This window comes from Acidovorax delafieldii 2AN, from assembly GCF_000175235.1.
Taxonomy (GTDB): domain Bacteria; phylum Pseudomonadota; class Gammaproteobacteria; order Burkholderiales; family Burkholderiaceae_C; genus Acidovorax; species Acidovorax delafieldii_B.
Map to the genome: position 1 here is coordinate 38,788 of NZ_ACQT01000007.1, position 18,201 is coordinate 56,988.

The window sequence follows — 18,201 nt, forward strand, 5'->3', positions numbered from 1 at the left end:
GCGGCTCCAACTCCATGCGCAGTCTGTTTCTCACCGTTGTCTATCTTTTGATCATCGCGTTGGGATTCCAGGCTTCCTACGTCTGGATGCTGGGTTACGTATGGGTTGACATCTTCACTCCGCAACTGGTCGCCTATTCGCTCCTGCCGTCCATTCCGGTATCGATGATCCTGGCCGTGTTCGTGCTTTTCGGGCTGCTTCGATTGCCGAAGGATCCGGATGTGGTGGCCCGCAGCGTTACCGTGCTCACGGTGCTGCTGGGCGCATGGATGTCTCTGACCTTGCTGTGGGCTGAAGTGCCCGATGCTGCCTTTGCAAAGTGGAACTGGGCCATCAAGAGCGTTCTTTTCTCATGCTGCGTGCCTTACTTCCTGCGCAACCGTATCCACATCGAGGCGTTTCTCTGGACGCTGGTGTTGTCGGGTATCGCGCACTGCCTGCCATTCGGCGCAAAGGTGCTGATCTCGGGGGGGGGTATGGCATGCCTCTTGGCTTGGTGAATATGAACCATGGATATGGCGAAAGCAGCACACTGGCGATGTTTGCCGTCAGTCTGGTGCCCATCTGCCTCTATCTATACAAGTGGCAGATCTTGCTGCCCCATCCGAGGCTGGTGCGGCTCCTGTTGGTTGGATTCATCATCTTGGCCCTGCTGACCTCGATCGGAACATACGCCCGTACTGGCCTCATCAGCATGGGCGTGCTGGGGATGCTGCTGATGCTCCGGTCCAGGCGGCGTTTGCTCTACCTCGTCGTGGCACCTCTCATTCTGATGCTACTTCTCGGTATCACCAGTGAAAGCTGGATGAATCGGATGTCCACGATTGGCGACAGTTCGGAAGAGTCGGCAATGGGGCGCGTGGCGGTCTGGCTGTGGACGCTCAAGTACGTCATGGCTCACCCCTGGGGGGGCAGCTTTGACGTCTTCCTGATCAACGAGATGACGATTCCGCTGGCTGACGGCTCCACCCTCACGGTGCTTTCAAAGGCTTTTCACAGCATCTATTTCGAGATTCTCGGGGAAACCGGAATTCCAGGCTTTGCGCTGTTTCTGGCCATAGTCTTGGTCACCCGGCACACGTTCGTGGTACTGCGGAACGAGCGGTTCGGCCCCGGTGCGGAATGGCTAAGCGATGTCGGACAGTACCTGTTGTTCACGCTGTATGTCTTTCTGGCTGGTGGGGCCTTCATTGGCATCGGCTTTCAATCCTATTTTTATTATCTTGCCGCTCTGTCGGTCGCGCTGTTCAACATCCGGCAGAAGATGCGCCGTAGCATGTAGATAAGTGCTGAAGAGGCGGTTCCAATCATGAAATCCGGCAACATCTCTGCGCTGACTGGTTTGCGTGGGTTGGCAGCCTGGCTGGTGGTGGTCTACCATTTTCGGGAGGTGCTCACCGGGAGATTCGGGGGCTGGGCCTTGGCTTTCGTAGACGAGGGCTTTCTGGCGGTTGATCTTTTTTTCATCCTCAGTGGCTTCGTGCTCTACGTGAACTACGGCATTGATTTCGGTCGTTTGCGGCTTCCGGAGATGCTGGCGTTCTACGGCAAGCGGCTGGCCCGCATTTACCCGCTGCATTTGGTCATTCTGCTGCTGTACCTTGCCAATCCGGTCGCGCTGTATTTTTTTTCGAATACCGGCCAGCTTGGCGAGCGGTATGACCCGCTGTACTACCTGGCGTCCTTGCTGCTAGTGCAGAACTGGGGGTGGACTGATCGCCTGGCCTGGAACGTACCGGCCTGGTCGATCAGCACGGAGTTTGCCGCGTATCTGCTGTTTCCGTTTCTGGCGCTGTTCTTGGGGCGCGAACGATGGCGCGCGGGGGCGCTGGCGACGGGCCTCGTTTTGCCTGCATTCGCAATCGCTGCGCTCTATCACTTGGCGGAATTGCCCTCGCTGGGCAGCGGCATCGGGCAGTTCGGCATATACCGATGTGTGGCTGAGTTCTTCATGGGCATGACGATCGGCAAAGCCTATGGGCAATGGCAGGATACCCGTCGACTCGCCTGGTACGCAGGTGCAGCGCTGTGTGTCTGGCTCATGTCAGTTACGTTGTGGCAGCTGCCGGATACCGTGTCTGCCCCCCTGGGATTTGTGCTGCTGATAGTCGTGTTGCTTGACGGGCAAGGCACCGTGGCTCGATGGTTGGGCTCCCCGGTGCTGGTTCGCATCGGGGAGTGCTCTTATTCGACCTATCTGGTCCACTATCTGGTGAAGGATTGGGTCAAGTTCTTATCCACAGACATCGGACTGCTGCAGTTCGGGACCTACCTGGCAGTGGTGGCGCTGCTTTCGATCATCCTGTATCGGTTGGTTGAGGTGCCGGCCAGAACCTGGCTGTATGGTCTCATTGTCACGAAAAAAGGGGTGATCCATGCTGGATAACATCTCGATCGTCGTCTCTGTCGGACTATTGATATACATGTTGGTCCTTGCGATACGGAAGGATCGGTGATGTTGCTCCCCTGCCTGAAACTGCTATCGCGTGGCAAGCTCACGGTGCTTCTCTTCCACAAGGTGCCGGCCCGTCTCGATCCGATGGTCCGTGCCGAGTTCGATCTGGCCGCCTTTGAGCGGTTGCTGGCGTCAATCACCAAACTATTCCGTATCATCCCGTTGGTCGAGGCATCCCGCGCCCTTCGCGCGGGTAACTTGCCTGGACGAGCGGCCTGCATTACCTTCGACGGCGGCTATGCCGACTGGTTGCACGGGGTGATACCCGTGTTGGAGAAATATGCTGTCCATGCCACGTTCTTCATCGCCTCCGGCCAGCTTGCAGGGCGACCAATGTGGAGCGAGCGGACTCTGCATGCAGTCCGGAGCGCGCCTGCAGAACTGCAGGACATCGCGTTGTCGGATGCCGCTTCGCCTCGTGTCGACTTCGGCAGCCTGGATGCGAAGACGGAGGCGCTGATCCGCCTGGACCGCTTCCTCAAATTCCAGAACCCGAAGCGTCGCGAGGAACTGCTGCAGGAGCTTGAAGGACTGGCCGGAACGACTCTGGGTGATGTACCCCATATGTCGGTTGCCGATCTGCGGGCCATCCATGCCAAAGGTTTCGATATTGGAGGCCACTCCGTAGATCTTCCCATCTTGACGCGTTGTTCAGTGGAGCAAGCGCGGCACGAAATTGGCGCGTGCAAGGATCATCTCGAATCACTGATCGGGGCTCGGGTCGCCGCATTCTCGTACCCGAACGGCCTACCGACCGAAGACTTCAACGAAGAGCATGTCAAGCTAGTCGAGCAGTGTGGTTATGAAGTGGCCGTGACCAGCCACAGAGGAACCGCCAACGAACAGAGCTCGGTGTTCCAGATACCACGGCATACGCCAACAGGGAACGCTGGACCCCGGTGGGAATTCCAGCTTGCCCGGAGCCTGATCGAGCCGCACAGGCAGATCGCCGTGCCGGAAGACGGGCTTCGACGGGTGTTAATGGTTGCTTTTCATTTTCCACCTCAGGCGGGCAGCAGTGGCGTCCTGCGAACGCTCAATTTTGTGAAGCACCTGCCATCGGGCCAGTGGTCTCCGGTTGTGTTGACGGCATCGTCTTCTGCATACGAGGAGCAGCGTAATGACCTGATTAGTTCAGTGCCGCCGAACACGCCGATCTTGCGCGCTCTCGCTCTGGACGCAGCCAGGCACCTGTCAATTGCCAAGAAGTATCCTGGTGTCCTGGCGCTCCCCGACCGCTGGTCCACATGGTGGTTTGCTGCGGTGTTCAAGGGCTTGAAGGCCGTCAGGCAGTACAGGCCCGCGGTCATTTGGAGCACGTACCCCATCTCAAGCGCTCACATGATTGCGGCGACGATCAGTCGCCTGACGGGATTGCCCTGGGTGGCCGATTTTCGCGATCCCATGGTTTCGGCAAGTTCCCCGGCACCTGGGATGCAGCGCCAGGTCATGACGTGGCTGGAGGCCCGCGTCCTTCACCGCGCAGCAGCCTGTGTTTTTACGACGGAGCGTGCTGCAAAGGAATACGCGAGGCGCTATCCGCTTGAGGCGCACAAGTGCAAGGTGATCGCCAATGGATACGACGAAACGGTCTTCGCTGGGGTCACTCCTGCACGATCAGGATTGGAACGGCGGACGCTCTTCATGCTCCACAGTGGTCTCATCTATCCGAGGGATCGCGATCCGTCCACGTTCTTTGCTGCAGTGCAAGGGCTTATCGATGACGGCAGCCTGGATCGGGAACACCTGCAAATTCGCTTCAGGGCTCCCAAGCATGGCGCGGAAGTCTCCGACTCTGCGGCCAAACATGGCCTAAGCGACGTCGTCGAGATATCTCCGCCAATTCCCTATGACGAGGCCATCGCCGAAATGCTGGGAGCAGACCTGCTGCTTGTCTTCCAAGGCTCCAATTTCAATGCGCAGATTCCAGCAAAGGTCTACGAGTATCTCCGGGCGCAATCCCCGTTGTTGGCCGTGCTGGATCCAGCTGGAGACACGGCGGGCCAGCTGCGTCCGTTCGATGGCGTGTTTCTGGGAGACATGGCGAGCAGCGACGATATTCGGCGCGCGCTATTGCAGTGGTTGGCGATCCGAAAGCTGCATGGGGGAGGCATTCCGCCCAGATCCTTGGATTCGGTTCGAGTGTTTTCCAGGGAGGCTCAGGCTGAGCGCCTTTGCGAGATGCTCAATGCGCATGCAAGCCCGGCTACGAATGAAGCGGCGGAGCGCATCGCTTGAGGGCTTGCCACAGTTCGCCACAGTGTTGATACTTGCCACAAAGTACTTCAAATTGGCGAAGGAGCTTGCATGAACAGCACGGAGGCGTTTCGTGTCCCATCGTTTGCATGTCGCCACTGCGGTGCAACCGTCGTCTTGCCGTTTGCCGACTTGGGCATGACGCCCTTATGCCAGACACAGATTGCTCCAGAAGACTTTGACAAGCCCGAGCGCTACTTTCCGTTGCAGGCGTATGTGTGTACGCAATGCTGGTTAGTTCAATTGCGTGACTGCATCAGTTCTGGCGACGTTTTTACAGAGAACTATCCTTACTTTTCCTCTTACTCTTCGAGCTGGGTTCAGCATGCCAAGTGCTATGTGGATCGCATGGTTGGCCAGCTGGGGTTGTCGGCCAGCAGTTTGGTCGTGGAATTGGCCAGCAACGACGGCTACTTGTTGCAGCATTTCGCCCCGCACGCTGTTCCGGTGCTGGGCGTAGAACCCTCGCGCAGCGTGGCTGAAGCAGCTCAACGCAAGGGCATCCGCACGGAGACCTGTTTTTTTGGCCGGGACACGGCACGCGCCTTGCGCGATGTTTACGGTGCGGCCGACTTGGTGGTTGGGAACAATGTTCTGGCGCACGTGCCAGATATCAACGATTTCGTCGCAGGAGTCAAGGAAGTGTTGACGCCGGGCGGTACGGTCACCTTCGAGTTCCCGCACCTGCTCAATCTCATCCGATTCAACCAGTTCGACACCATCTATCACGAGCATTTTTCTTATCTGTCGCTGCATGCTGTGCAGGCAGTATTTCGCACCGCCGGCCTTGCACTGTACGACGTTGAGGAGCTGAGCACCCATGGCGGGTCGTTACGGGTGTTTGGTCAGCATGCGGGTGGTGTGCTTCCCCTCAGTCACGCGGTGGCGGCGCTGCTTGAGAAAGAGCGGATTGCGGGAATGCTCGATGGGCATGTCTATGCCAGATTTGCCGAGCAGGCCTGCGCGAGCAAGCGCGACATTCTGAGCTTTCTGATTGATGCCCGTCGCCGTGGCAAGCGCGTTGCGGGGTACGGGGCGCCGGGGAAGGGCAACACGTTGCTGAATTTCTGCGGCATTGGCACGGATCTGATCGATTTCACGGTGGATGCCAATCCGGCCAAGCAGCACACATTTGCACCGGGAAGTCGTATTCCGATCTATCCTCCCGCGCACGTCCGGTCCATGAAGCCCGACTATCTTTTCATCCTGCCATGGAACCTGAAAGAAGAAATCATGGCCCAGACGGCATACATCCGGGAGTGGGGAGGGCAGTGGGTAACGCCCATACCTGAGCCAAGGGTCTGGACTGAGCCAGTTGCTCCCGTTCAGGAGGGGTGAATCATGAAAGTCGTGTTGTTTTGCGGCGGAATGGGCACTCGGATGCGAGAGTTCTCAGAGACCATTCCCAAGCCACTGGTCCATGTCGGGCATCGGCCCATCATCTGGCATCTCATGCGTCACTTCGCGTACTTCGGACACAAGGATTTCATCTTGTGTCTAGGCTACAAGGGAGAAATGATCCGGGAGTTTTTCCTCAACTACAAGCCGCACATGAGTGAGGACTTCCGGCTTGAGCAAGGGGTGCCAAAACTGCGCTCCAACGTGACTGATGTGCGTGACTGGAATATCGAATTCGTCGATACAGGACTTCGGCGCAATATCGCCGAAAGGCTCGTCGCGGTCCGGCACCTTCTCCGAGGGGAAGAGGTGTTCCTCGCCAATTACTCGGATCAGTTGTGTGACATTGACTTGGAGCAGTACATCGGACTGGCCAAAGCGCAGCAAAAAATCGCCAGTTTCGTTTCTGTGCGGCCGGCAGGTAGCTACCACACCGTCGTCACGGAGTCGGATGGAATGGTCCGGTACATTGGCCCGTGGGCAGATGCCGAATTGTGGATCAATGGGGGTTACATGGTGCTTCGCCGGGAGATCTTCGAGCACATTGAACCCGGAGAGGAACTGGTCGAGGCCCCCTTCCAGCGCCTCATTGCGCAAAAGCAGTTATTTTCATACCGGCACCAGGGGTTCTGGAAGGCCATGGATACCTACAAAGACAAACTGTCTTTTGATGAGGATTACGAGAGTGGCTGCCGGCCTTGGGAACTCTGGAGCCGTGGCTGAAACCTCATCCACCGTTGGTGTGCGCGCTTTCAGCCGAAACGAAAGATGAGCAGCACGCCGGCTGTACCGATGATCATCGCATGCAGAAGCAGTACCTTGCCGCTCAGTTTGCTCATGCGCCATACGAGATCAGTGCCCAGAAGTAACACGGTCAAAAAGACCAGTGCACAGACTACTGGCCAAGCGAGCCGTTCCCCTTCGATGAGGAATTCCATCATGGGGCTTTCACCGGGTTTTTCAGAATGATGGTCTCGCCCGCCACCGTGCGTTGCCCTTCTTCGACGTCAAACGCATAGCGTTCGTCGACTTCAATGACACAGGTGCTGCCGAACAGCATTCGACCCATGCGTTGCCCTTTCTCCAGATGGCTTCCGACCGGATGGAAAAATTCGATGCGCCGAGACAGATAGCTGGTGATAAAACGAATCCGCGCCAAGCCGTATTCGGTCCGGACTTCCATGTAGCGCTGTTTGGGTGAGCTTTTGTCGCGAAGAAAATAATAGGGCTCGTCACGCAACGGGTCTGAGCGGTCGCTGTCGACGATGTCGCCATGTTCCATGTAGCCCGTGATGGTCCCAGGGAAAGGCATACGGCCCACGTGGACGTCCCAGACGTTCAAGGATATGACCAGGAAGTTGCGCTGGTCACGGGTAAGCTTGGCCAGCACGGTCCCGTCGACAGCAGCAGTCCATTCGTCACCCTGTGGTATGCGGCGTTCCGGGTCGCGCAGGAAGAAGCGCAGGAAGCCCGGGTCTGGAGACCCGTCTTCCACCCATTTCCAGAGTTGCTCGACAGGCCACCGCTTCATCGGTGGAAGGAAGGGCGCCACAACCCGGGAGGGAAACGGGAAGCGCATCGCGTAATCAAGTAGCAGGAAAAGACAGGCGAAGACGATCACCAATTGAACCAGCAGAACCCAGTCAAGTTTCATGGCTTTCTCTTTGATCTGATGGCAGGCAAGCGGATGAGGAGGACCACTACGGGGGGCATTGAATATGCTCTGCTTATTTTGCAATGGAGCAACGTCATGGGGTTGGCCGTCGGTGACGGTGAATCCTGGACCACAGGAATCCCCCGTAGTGGATCAGGCCAGGGAGCGGGTCGGTCAGGCGGAAATGGGCATCCGTGGCGGCGCAGTCCCGGGTGTGATCGATGCGAGGCGGCGCCTCCTGCCGTGAATATCGGGTGGCCGGGTAGTCGATCCAGCTCCGTGATTTTGAGTAAGGCTTCTGAGCGGGGACAGGGCGCTGCATCATGTCGAGGTAGGCCGCATAGAGCCAATCCGAACCATTGAGTGCCGCGACTTCGTGCTGGTAATCCGTGCGATAGACCGTGGGCTCGATGAGGTAAAACGCGCCGTCGCGGATGTCGCGCTTGTATTCAATGCCTATCAGGCCGCGAAAGCCCATGCTCTCAAGGAAATGTTGGCTGAGTTGGGTGATGGCTGAATGGTGCTCCGGAGCCGCAATGCAGGCTGCTGTTCCTCCAACGGCCGGCGGCCAGCATAGTGTCTTCCTGCCAACGAAGCTGCGAAGCAGTTCCCCGGATCTGCCCACATAGAGCAGATTGAAATAGATGTCGGAATCCTCACCCTCGATCCATTCTTGAACGACCATGGGCACGGACGTTTGCTGCATCTCCTTGAGTAGTCGTTGCAGCTCTGCCCGGTCATCGATCCGGTAAGCTTTTTTGAAGCGCTGCGAATAAGCTTCATTGCGGACGGCGGGTTTGAGGACGCAAGGAAGCCTCAGAGTAGCCGTCCGCGCGTAGTCTGCGGGACCCATGATGGTGGCGGTCTTTGGCGCCGGGGCTCCGTGGTCGCTTGCCAGTTGATCGCAATCGGTCTTGTTCAGCAACCGGAGCGCCAAATCGGGACAAAAAAGATAGGTGCGAAAGCAGGTGTTCCACTGATCCGGTTGGGCGGAGATGGCTGCTACATCGTTTTCTTCTGTCAGAAAGAGTGCGCATTGCCTGTTTTGCAGGCCCAGAGCTGACACCAGATAAGACGGATCAAGAGAGCTGCCGGATTTCAGCTGTCGGGCCACATGGCGGGAGTACAGCGCGGGTCCCTTGCCCTGGTGTGACACCACCGCGCAATGCACGCGGTGGGCCGCTAGCGCACGCAATACGCCCAGCGCATTGAGGCCGCTGCCCAAGATGACCGCATTGATCTCAGCCACCGAGCACTACCTTGCGCGCGTGAAAGGCTTCCGCGCAGCCAGATTCGGCGCGGCATTCGATGCCGCGCAGGTGCATCAGACCCGTGAATACCTGCTCTCTGAACCAGTCCTTGGACCGCTGGGATCCGAAGTGTGTCATCAGGTGCCGCAATTTGTGGTCGGCGTGTTTACGGGTCAGCGGAACATATAAATTCGGTTGCCCCAAGTCACCTTCATACTTCGGAATCTCATATTCAAGGATCAATTGGTCGCGCCAGGTCTGCCAGGTCATTTCTGAAATCAGCCGATGATCCTGATGCCGGTCGTCCAGCCTATGCGTCAGGACGACGTCTGGAATGAACCTCTCCCGGACCGATGCCAAGAAGTTTTTTGCCGCGCTGAACTGCGCCGGGAGATACCCGTCATTGAAGTTCCCAAGGATGACCTGAGTGAGCTTGTTGCCAAGCAAGGCGCGTGCGCTCTTTCGAGCCTCCTTGGCGCGCAAATCATCCGTACTCATCACCACCCAGCAGATCTGCAAGGCCGGGTAGCGCTGGCGCCACTCCAGCAGCGTGCCTGCGCAACCTATCTCGATGTCATCGCTATGGGCACCGATGCAGAGAACGCGGGGCGCCGATGGCGGAAAGCCAAGAGCAATCATGGGCTGGGGGATCGTTTGGTCGATGCATGCCACCGGCCAAGCCGGCTCAATTGCAGAAATGAGGCAATTCCGTCAGGAATGTCCCGGAACAGGCGACCGCGTTCCCAGAAACACATCTTGGCAATGTAGTGATACGCCTGTCGCTTTTCAGCGGCTGCAACAGGTGTCTGGCTGACGGCCTTCTGCCATCCCAGAAAGAGGCGCCACGCAGGGAGCAGGGCGCGCAAGTCCGGGGCCGGGTAGTGGTGTCGGATATCGTCCTCTTTGGTCATCAAGATCGTGGCGGTTCGTGGATCCATTCTGCGCAGGAGTACCGCTTCAGGTACCAGGGCTAACTTGCCTTGCAGTGCCAAGCAACTCATCATCACGATATCGGCTTGCATGTAGTGGTCGATCACCGGGTGTCGTACCCGCAGCGCTGCAGAGCGGATCAGACCATTCATTGCATTGTTCAGCTTGATGGTTTCGATCAGCCTTTGGAAGCGCTTTGCTGGCGAATCGTCCATTACTTCGATGTCCCCAGCATAGGGCATGGCATCGTCTGGATTGGCTTCGAACAGGCGTGTGGTCGGCGCGGCCAGGACCACATCCGGATGCGTGTCGAGAATGGTGACGCAGTGTGCGAGGAAGTCTGGCGAACACAGATCGCTGCATGTGGACCACTTGAAGTATTCACCGCGCGCAGCATTCACCACGGCGCTGAAATTACCATTGGCCCCGACATTGAAACTTTGCCGAATCAGCCGGATTCGTGCGTCCCGCTGGCAATAAGACTCGATGATGCGGACGCTGTCATCCGTGGATGCGTTGTCGGAAATCACCAGTTCAAAGTCGTCGAAGCACTGCGCAAGCAGGCTGTCGAGCGACTGGGCGATCGTCACCGCGCCGTTGTACACAGGCATGCCAATGGTGACGCGTGGGGTAGCGGGTTGATTGATCACGGCAATTCCCCGAGCTATGCGATCCAAAACAGATCATCATCGATTTGATGCGTACGTTGCAGATAATGCAACTGCTTTAAGCGGGTGAAAGAGCGCCAAGCGTACAGATCTTTTGAAAAATCGATGCGCTTGAATAGACGAGCCAACTCCACTGCGCCATCGTGTGCCTTCCAGCGGGCCTTGAAGCCTGGAAGACGCGAAGCGATCTTGTCGAATGACACCCGATAACTGCGGTTGTCCGCACTGGGGGGGCCAGACGTGACTTCGCAGCCTGGAAAGGCCTCGGCCACGATGGCAGCGATTTCGCGAACACGGTAATTTTCGCTATTGGCCCCGACGTTGAATACTTCACCGTTAACCGCTGCGACCGGCGCTTCCACGGCGCAGGCCATAGCCTGGCAAATATCCTCGATGTGAACGATGGGTCGCCATGGGCTGCCATCGCTGGTCATTGCGATCCGTCCTTGGGTGCACGCAAGGGCGCAGAGGTCATTGAGCACGATGTCGAAGCGCATTCGAGGCGACGGACCGTAAGCGGTGGCATTGCGCAGGAACACTACGCAGAAATCGTTGCTGGCCATGGTGCGCACATCCCGCTCCACGTTGACCTTGCAGTGTGCATAGGCTGTTTGCGGATTTACGGCGGCGTTTTCGTCCAGGAATTCGCCCGTGCCCGCTCCGTAAACGCTGCAGGATGACGCGTATACAAAGCGCCGCACACCGGCCGCCCGGGCTGCACGTGCGATGCTGACGGAACCTTCGTGGTTGATTTTGTAGGTGATCTCGGGACGATTCTGGCCCAGCGGGTCGTTCGACAGTTCCGCCAAGTGAATCACGGCATCAAATCCTCGCAAGTCACTCTCAGAAACTTTGCGCAAATCCTTGTATACCGTTCGCGGCGCATGGGGCATTCCGCGTGTGTCGATGTAGAGCGTGCCGTCCATATAGAAGCCCGTGTCGAGACCGGTTATCTCGTGTCCGCGTGCCATGAGGATTGGCGCCAGTCGCGCACCAATGTAGCCTTCAGTTCCTGTCAGCAAAATTTTCATGGTTGCATCCTTCAAGAGTCTCAAGGTGTCAGGTCGTGTGTCCGTAGGTGGGTAGCTCGCTTCCGGATATGGTGCACAGATCCAGGCTCAGTGGTCCAGGTGACAGCAGGCCAGACTGCTCGGCCAACTCCGCCGCGTGCAGCAACGTCTGGAAATCCATTCCCGATGCCTCGGCTATGTCGAGCAGGCTGTGCAATCCGTCGGAATAGTTCAGGACCCAGAGCAGGGCATGCTGCAACGCCCCAATGTTTGTGTAGCCCCCCATCATCTGATAGAGGCCGCGCCGGCCGAGTTGGGGCTCGCCAAATGGCGACAGATTCAGGTAACGGCGATCGGACTCCAGCACGCATAGGATTCGCATGATCCGTTGCAGAGAGTCCGTCAGATGCTCTGCTTGCACCAAATCCAGGTTGTCGGCTGATGTGTGGTACTGGGGGTACGCCCCGTTGGGCGATCGCGTGATGCGGCCGACGGGCAGATTGATGCCTGGGGAGCAGAATTGACGCTCGTCGTAGCCCCACGGGGAGAAAGGCAGGACCGTTCCGGGCTTTTCGCCTTGGCACACGATGTTGGCGGCTGCCCGGTCGATAAGGGAATTGCCGTGGCGTGATCGCTTGTAGGTAATGGCGCCTGGGTCGCCGGCCACAGAAACGATCAAACCTGCCTTGATCTGGCCCAGATGTCCCTGGTTGCGGCTGAGCCATGTGATCGATCCGATGGTGGCCGGGGCGAACACGAGGCGATAGGTCCATTGCAGCTGGCTTCGCCGGAGATACTGCCCGAGGGCCGCCAGGAGAACTACACCTGAGAGGTTGTCGTTGCAAAGGGAGGGATGGCAAGTGTGGGCAAACAGCAGGACTTCGCTCGGGCTGGCCCCTGGAATGACGCACTCCGCATAACTCAGGCTGCCCGGGCGCAGATCTGCATCAATGCAGACCTCGTATTCACCTTCTTGCAGCGAGAGCAACTGCTGGTGTGCAAGGCAGAAGCCCCAGGTTTCACGGTAGTAGCTGGTGCGGTACGGAATCCAATCGGGGTGTTCGGGATCGCTGTGCAGATGTTCCTTGAGTTCCCGCAGGCCCAGGCGCCGGTGGACGGGGATGCTGTAACTGACCACATGCAGGTTGGAGCGTTTGAAATCGACGATGCAGACCCCCGATGAGTCCTTGATCCAGGCGTCACGAATCGTCCATTCATTGGGCACAGTCCAGTCGAATGCAGGCGTGCCGGTGGGGACTTCGCTGCGCACGAGGGGCAGGCTTTCCTGCAGGATGTCTAACGTCTGGCGCACGCCTTGGCCCGTGATGCTGCGGCAAATGGGGTAAAGGCGTTCCATGAGTGCGAACATGCGCGCGCCCACCTGGGCTGCATCCAGTTGCTGAAGTAGGTTCTGCAGTCGTTCCATGATGGGTTGGTCAATAGCGGGCGCGAGTCCAGAGCGTCGGACGCTCGGGGCCCACCCATTCGGGGTGGTTTTCTCGGCCCGAGTGATCTGAAATATCGCCGGGAGTCGGGTTCATGTTCAGGTACCAGAGGCTTTGCTGGCCAACTCTCGTGCTGCCTGGCACACGTGCCTCTTGATCCATGTCGTCCACAGAGAGGCAGGCCTGATAAATCTGGAAGCTGCTGAGCACTCCGTGCCACACCTCGTTGCCTGGCGCCCAAGGAGCGTCGCCCCAAGTCAGTGTCGGCCGGGGCGGGCTGGCGTTGCCCCAGTGCGCCGGGGCCGTGAAGATGACGCGATGCGGGGCATTGGTGAACGGAAGGTCCCAGTAGAACTCGTGGTGTTTGCCGAGCGGGCTCGCCCATGCGCGGAATCCCTGCACATACCAGCGGTCGTAGTCGACGGGCGCTCCCAGCAGATCCTTTTGCAGGATTGATATCTCCCAGCGGTGATCTGCTCCGGCCGGGGCTGGCTGAGGGTAGGGGTGCGCGCCGTAGTAGGCATCAGCCGTGCCTCGGCGGGTCCACAGAAAAGTCCTGAGATCGTCTTGGCCGTCGTCATTCCCCCAAAAGAATGCGGTGTAGTAGCCGTGTTGGCGTTGTGGACGGGCTCGCCATATATAGGTTGCCGGGTAGATGGCCAGCGGCTGGGTGAAGCGGAATCGCATGGTGTGCCGTACCCCCGCAGAACCAGGAAAATCCAGGCCGGTGTCGGGCAAGGCGAAGACGGTATGGGGCTCACTGTCGCAACCTGCGGTAGCAAGCGAAGCGGTTGCCGCTGAGGCGGCCAGGAAGTCGCGGCGTCGCCAGTTCATATTCTTATCCTTCCGGGCCATCTACGCGTCGCAGCCAAATTTCTCGCCAATAGGTATTGGAGGCGCGAGGGCAGCCGATGCGTTTGGGCGTGCACTCGGCCCGGCAATACACATCTTCGAGTTGGATGCAGGGACTCTTCATCTGCATCATCGTGCCGGTTTTCTCGTTGATGAGCTTGTCCACTCGCATCTGCACTCGGTGGCGCTCTCCGCAATATTTCGACATCTCCAGGTCATAGCGCATGCCGCGGTTGAAACCTCCTCGCGTGATGGTCTGAAGGATCTCGGATATGGGCTTGATCTCGACCCACTCACCAGGGCGCAGATTGAGTGTCTCCGTTGGCGTGGGGTGTCCATCAGCGATCACGCCACTCCCCAGTGGGTAGGGCTTGCCGCCGCGCAAGCGCTGGAAACGATTGAAAGCGGAAACCAGAAGACGGTACCCGTATCCGGTGTTCACGAGGTGGCGATAGCCTGCGAACAACAGCAGCTTGGTCATATGCCAGGCATCGTGGTTGCCGCTCGTGATGTCTCGAATGTACTGGCGCAGATCCCACCAGTGCAGCTGCGTCGTGGCCTCGTACAGTGCGGTGGTTTGACACACGTAAACGGGTTCTCTCGACGCATCTTCCTGGGGCACCATTGCATGTCGTCGCACGTCGGCTTGGGACACCATGGCTGGCGGAGGCTGGGCAGGCGTGGTGTCGCTGGCGCGTTTGAGCCAGGCCTCCTTCCAGAAGAAGACGCAATCTGCCATGCAGCCGCCATGCACTGAGCCATTGCATCGTGCGTGCTCCAGATGCACTGCATTGCGCATGCGTCGCCCCCCTGTCTTCTCGATGTTGTCGCAGGTTTTATGTGCAACTTTGAAAACTCGTAACTGCTGACCGCAGAAAGCGAGCATTTCAGGCTGGAAAGGAAGGTTGTCGAGGCGCGCCCTTTCGTCGAGCGTGCCCAGTATCTCCTCGGCTGATCGGACGGTGACCCATTCGCCAGCGTGCAGGCCTAGTTCGTGAGGCCACCTGAATTTGGATTCACTCACTGTGTCTGCTCCTGGTTCTTTTGAGCTTCAGACATGGCTGGAACCGGTACGAAGTTTGAAACGCTGTGCCCACTCCTTCGCCAAGCGTTGCAGCAGCATATGCTCGGCGCCCACGGGGCGCCCTGCAACATGCCACACCAGCAGCACCGCGGCGACGTAGGTACCCAGCGCCACGATGCTGCCCGCCAGCAACCAGATGAAGGTCGATACGAAGGTCGTGCCAACACGATAGGGGGGAATGACCCACTGCACCATCAGGATCAGCAGCGCCGATGCCAAAGCGGGACGTGTCGCGGCCTTGATAAACAGAAATGGCTGCAGCCCCAGGCAATGGCGGAGCTGGTACAGGTAAACCGGTGTGGACAGCAGCGAAGTCAGCAGTGCCGCATAGGCGGCACCTTTCACCCCTATGCTCTTGTCATACTGAAAGATTCCAGCGAGTAGCGCCAGCAGCATTGCCGTGTAAAAGAGATTGGCATACATCACTCGAGCGGGGAAACCACGGCCGATCAGCACGGCACAAATCGAGGCATGGAACAGCAGGAGCGCGCCGTTGAAGGCCAGCAATTGCATCAAGGGCACAACGTCCAGCCATTTGTTCCCCAACATCACGGGAATCAGATAAGGGGCAAGGGCGTGCATGCCGGCAGCGATGGGCAGAGCCACGAGTGCGAGAATTCCAACCGCGTTGGTGTAGGCGCTGGAGACTTCGGCTGGTCCGTGCATCTTGGCAAAGCCAGGGAGAAGCGCCCGATTGATTGGTGCCCCGATTTCCGTCGTGGGTAGGTTTGCGAGTTCGTAGGCGAGGTTGTAGGTGCCCAGTGAGTTGGCGCCGATCATTCGTCCCACGAAAAAGTCGGCTGCACGTTCCTTGAAGAATCCGGCGGCGTTGTTGACCAGGAGCCAACGCGAAAAAACGAGCAACTCGCGTGCTTTTGAAAAATCTAGCCGAGGACGATACGGGTGCATCAGATAACTGATGAGGACTCCCCCGAACTTCGACACCAGGATGCCTGCGACCAAGGCCCAGTAGCTTCGAAAGAGGAAGGCCAGCGGGACGACGATGCAGAAACTGATGAGCTTGCGGCTGACCTGGAACCTGAACTCGCGCCGGAAGTCCAGTTCCTTGAGGAAGGCCACAACGCCGATGTTCTGTGCTCCCGTGAACAGTGGCCCGAAAGCCAGTGCGATGACCACCCAGGCCAGTTCCGGCCTGTTGTAGAAAGTGGCAATGGGAACTGCCAGCGCGATCATCACCAGTGTGATCACGAGTCCCAGTAGCAGACTGCAGGTCCAGGCGCTGTTGTAGTGTTCCTGGGTGGCTTTCTGATTCTGGATGATGGCCGTATCGAAACTGAAGGCACTCAGGAGTTCGGCCATGGCAATGAATGACATCGCCATGGCTACCACACCGAAGTCTTCGGGCATGAGAAGGCGCGCCAGAATCAAGGTGCTGATCAAGCCGAGGCCTCGTTCGACCAGCTTGAACAGAATCATCCAGACGGCGCCTTTGGCAATCTTGGTCTGAGTGCTGTGAGGCATGTCGCGGGCGTCTCAGATAAGTGCAAAGCGTAAAGAGATGATGGGTCGTTTCAGGTGCGCGTGGCACTGATCCGAAGAACCATCCTCCATTCCCCTGCTCGTGCGAGCACCGGCCTGCAGCCGGACCGGACCAAATGCTTGATAGACGACACTTTTCCTCCTTCTTGCGGGTACAACTCTCGCAAATGAATTCAAAGCATCTTTATGATCAACTGATCCGAAACTATTTGCAACAGCAGTTTCGCACTCGTTTTGTCTTCCGTATAAGGGGCACCACTGCGACGATGGCTACGTAGCAGGTTCTCGGAAAACCTTTCTAAGGGCATTGGTTTTGGGGCCTTGAAGGCCCCAAGGCAACGTCGAAATGACTTGCTGAGGTGGTCGTCCGCTCATAGGCCTTTGGTTGTCATGGGCTCCAAATAAATTGGGGAGGGACTCGACATGAAGCCGTTCACCATTGCTCGCATTCTCCGTAAGGAACTGTGCGGGCAAAGTCCACGTGCCGTGTATTGGCGCTGTGCGACATTCCTCCGACAGGTCGGTGCGCTGTTCTGGCCGCGCAACCAGGGGTTTCGAAAATTAGTCGTAGGGGAGATGGGGCGATATCTGATTTCTGGCAGCAGACCGGTCGTAGGGGAGACCGAGAGTCGCATGCGGGCTGCCGTGGACTGGATATTGCGAGCCAAGGCAGCGGCTGGTGATGGCGGTGTCGCATTCGGTTACTTTCCCTGCGGACGAAATGACACTGGATGGATTTCTTCGTATCCGGAGACCACGGGCTACATCATCACATCGCTGTTGGGCTACTCTAGGCGATTCGGAGATCCGGCGGCCTCCGAGGCCGCGATGCACATGGCTTATTGGGAGGTATCCGTTCAGATGCCTTCTGGTGCCGTTCAGGGGGGGGCTGTATGCCCTCCGGAGCGTCAGACGGCGGCGGCTTTCAATACAGGCATGGTGCTTGATGGTTGGTGTTCCGCCTACATTCACTCGGGGGACGCGGTTTTCCTTGAGGCAGCGCGCCGTGCGGCAGACTTCCTGGTGCAGGATTTGGATGAGCAGGGCTTTTTCCAGACCAATGGCGCTTTCGTCAGTTCGGGGGAAATCAAAACCTATACCTGCCTGTGCGCGTGGGCGATCTACCGGTTTGGTGATATTGCCAATGATGATCGTTATCGGAATGCGGCCGTTCGCAGCATGGAGGCCGCGCTGCGCCAGCAGCAATCCAATGGCTGGTTTGCACACAACTGCCTGAATCGATCCGATGCGCCGCTGACGCACACGATCGGATATACGCTGCAAGGAATCCTGGAGGTGGGCATTCTCGTGAAAAGGCACGATTGCATTGCAGCCGTCGAACGTACGCTGACACACCTCTTGCCCAAGAAGTCTGCCGCTGGATATTTGCCTGGTCGCTTCTTCGCCGACTGGGAGCCGGCCGGGTTTTCATCATGTCTCACCGGGGCAGCGCAAATTGCCATCGTTTGTTACCGGCTGGCCGATTACACCCGGAATCGGGCGTACCGCGAGCACGCGGATCAACTGGTGAACTTCCTGAAGGCGCATCAACAGATGCAAGGGGATGATCCCGCATTGGTCGGCGCACTCGCCGGCTCTTACCCCCTGTTCGGGAGCTACATGCGCGCTGGTTATCCCAACTGGGCAACGAAGTACCTGCTGGATGCGCTCATGCTGCAATCAGCCTGAACTATTCGTT

At 58.1% G+C, this 18,201-nt stretch carries 16 protein-coding genes and 1 pseudogene; 7 read left to right on the forward strand and 10 right to left on the reverse strand.

The window, feature by feature from the left end; translation table 11 throughout:
* Positions 1-14: 14 nt before the first annotated feature.
* The 6 genes and pseudogenes from ACDELDRAFT_RS24910 to ACDELDRAFT_RS02575 all read left to right on the forward strand — a co-directional run.
* Positions 15-526, forward strand: a pseudogene (locus ACDELDRAFT_RS24910) (DUF5935 domain-containing protein); the annotation flags it as partial.
* 12 nt (positions 527-538) lie between these two features.
* Positions 539-1,282: an O-antigen ligase family protein gene (locus ACDELDRAFT_RS02555; protein ID WP_269763809.1), complete on the forward strand. Its 744-nt coding sequence runs from the start codon at positions 539-541 to the stop codon at positions 1,280-1,282.
* A 27-nt stretch (positions 1,283-1,309) separates the two neighbouring features.
* Positions 1,310-2,386 (forward strand): acyltransferase family protein, encoded by a 1,077-nt coding sequence (locus ACDELDRAFT_RS02560; RefSeq protein WP_005793193.1) that lies wholly within the window; start codon positions 1,310-1,312, stop codon positions 2,384-2,386.
* Positions 2,387-2,455: 69 nt separating this feature from the next.
* On the forward strand, positions 2,456-4,693 hold the full coding sequence (locus ACDELDRAFT_RS23545; protein WP_005793194.1) for a polysaccharide deacetylase family protein: 2,238 nt from the start codon (positions 2,456-2,458) through the stop codon (positions 4,691-4,693).
* Positions 4,694-4,762: 69 nt separating this feature from the next.
* Positions 4,763-6,049, forward strand: a complete 1,287-nt coding sequence (locus ACDELDRAFT_RS02570; RefSeq protein ID WP_005793195.1) for a class I SAM-dependent methyltransferase — start codon at positions 4,763-4,765, stop codon at positions 6,047-6,049.
* Positions 6,050-6,052: 3 nt separating this feature from the next.
* Positions 6,053-6,832 (forward strand): sugar phosphate nucleotidyltransferase, encoded by a 780-nt coding sequence (locus ACDELDRAFT_RS02575; RefSeq protein ID WP_005793196.1) that lies wholly within the window; start codon positions 6,053-6,055, stop codon positions 6,830-6,832.
* A 29-nt stretch (positions 6,833-6,861) separates the two neighbouring features.
* Here the strand turns inward: ACDELDRAFT_RS02575 and ACDELDRAFT_RS02580 are convergent, their stop codons facing one another.
* The 10 genes from ACDELDRAFT_RS02580 to ACDELDRAFT_RS02625 all read right to left on the reverse strand — a co-directional run bounded on the left by ACDELDRAFT_RS02580 (position 6,862) and on the right by ACDELDRAFT_RS02625 (position 16,484).
* Positions 6,862-7,050 (reverse strand): hypothetical protein, encoded by a 189-nt coding sequence (locus tag ACDELDRAFT_RS02580; protein WP_005793197.1) that lies wholly within the window; start codon positions 7,048-7,050, stop codon positions 6,862-6,864.
* A complete protein-coding gene (locus ACDELDRAFT_RS02585) occupies positions 7,047-7,763 on the reverse strand; it encodes a phosphatidylserine decarboxylase (protein WP_005793198.1) in 717 nt (238 codons plus the stop codon). Before ACDELDRAFT_RS02585 ends, ACDELDRAFT_RS02580 begins: the two co-directional genes overlap by 4 nt.
* Before the next feature lie 94 nt (positions 7,764-7,857).
* Positions 7,858-9,012, reverse strand: coding sequence for a carboxylate--amine ligase (locus tag ACDELDRAFT_RS02590; RefSeq protein ID WP_005793199.1), 1,155 nt, complete (start codon positions 9,010-9,012; stop codon positions 7,858-7,860).
* A complete protein-coding gene (locus tag ACDELDRAFT_RS02595) occupies positions 9,005-9,652 on the reverse strand; it encodes a PIG-L deacetylase family protein (RefSeq protein WP_005793200.1) in 648 nt (215 codons plus the stop codon). Before ACDELDRAFT_RS02595 ends, ACDELDRAFT_RS02590 begins: the two co-directional genes overlap by 8 nt.
* Positions 9,649-10,593: a glycosyltransferase family 2 protein gene (locus tag ACDELDRAFT_RS02600; protein ID WP_157764861.1), complete on the reverse strand. Its 945-nt coding sequence runs from the start codon at positions 10,591-10,593 to the stop codon at positions 9,649-9,651. The genes ACDELDRAFT_RS02595 and ACDELDRAFT_RS02600 overlap by 4 nt, the downstream gene beginning before the upstream one ends.
* Positions 10,594-10,607: 14 nt before the next feature.
* Positions 10,608-11,642: an NAD-dependent epimerase/dehydratase family protein gene (locus tag ACDELDRAFT_RS02605; protein WP_005793202.1), complete on the reverse strand. Its 1,035-nt coding sequence runs from the start codon at positions 11,640-11,642 to the stop codon at positions 10,608-10,610.
* A 28-nt stretch (positions 11,643-11,670) separates the two neighbouring features.
* Positions 11,671-13,047, reverse strand: a complete 1,377-nt coding sequence (locus ACDELDRAFT_RS02610) for a DUF4910 domain-containing protein (RefSeq protein WP_005793204.1) — start codon at positions 13,045-13,047, stop codon at positions 11,671-11,673.
* Between the two features lie 10 nt (positions 13,048-13,057).
* Positions 13,058-13,900: a hypothetical protein gene (locus tag ACDELDRAFT_RS02615; protein ID WP_005793205.1), complete on the reverse strand. Its 843-nt coding sequence runs from the start codon at positions 13,898-13,900 to the stop codon at positions 13,058-13,060.
* A gap of 4 nt (positions 13,901-13,904) precedes the next feature.
* On the reverse strand, positions 13,905-14,942 hold the full coding sequence (locus ACDELDRAFT_RS02620) for a hypothetical protein (RefSeq protein ID WP_005793206.1): 1,038 nt from the start codon (positions 14,940-14,942) through the stop codon (positions 13,905-13,907).
* Positions 14,943-14,969: 27 nt separating this feature from the next.
* The gene (locus ACDELDRAFT_RS02625; protein WP_005793207.1) at positions 14,970-16,484 is read right to left on the reverse strand and encodes a lipopolysaccharide biosynthesis protein; all 1,515 of its coding nucleotides are present in this window, start codon (positions 16,482-16,484) and stop codon (positions 14,970-14,972) included.
* A gap of 441 nt (positions 16,485-16,925) precedes the next feature.
* Here ACDELDRAFT_RS02625 and ACDELDRAFT_RS24915 point away from each other — a divergent pair, with 441 nt between their 5' ends.
* Positions 16,926-18,191 (forward strand): hypothetical protein, encoded by a 1,266-nt coding sequence (locus ACDELDRAFT_RS24915; protein ID WP_005793208.1) that lies wholly within the window; start codon positions 16,926-16,928, stop codon positions 18,189-18,191.
* Positions 18,192-18,201: the final 10 nt, after the last annotated feature.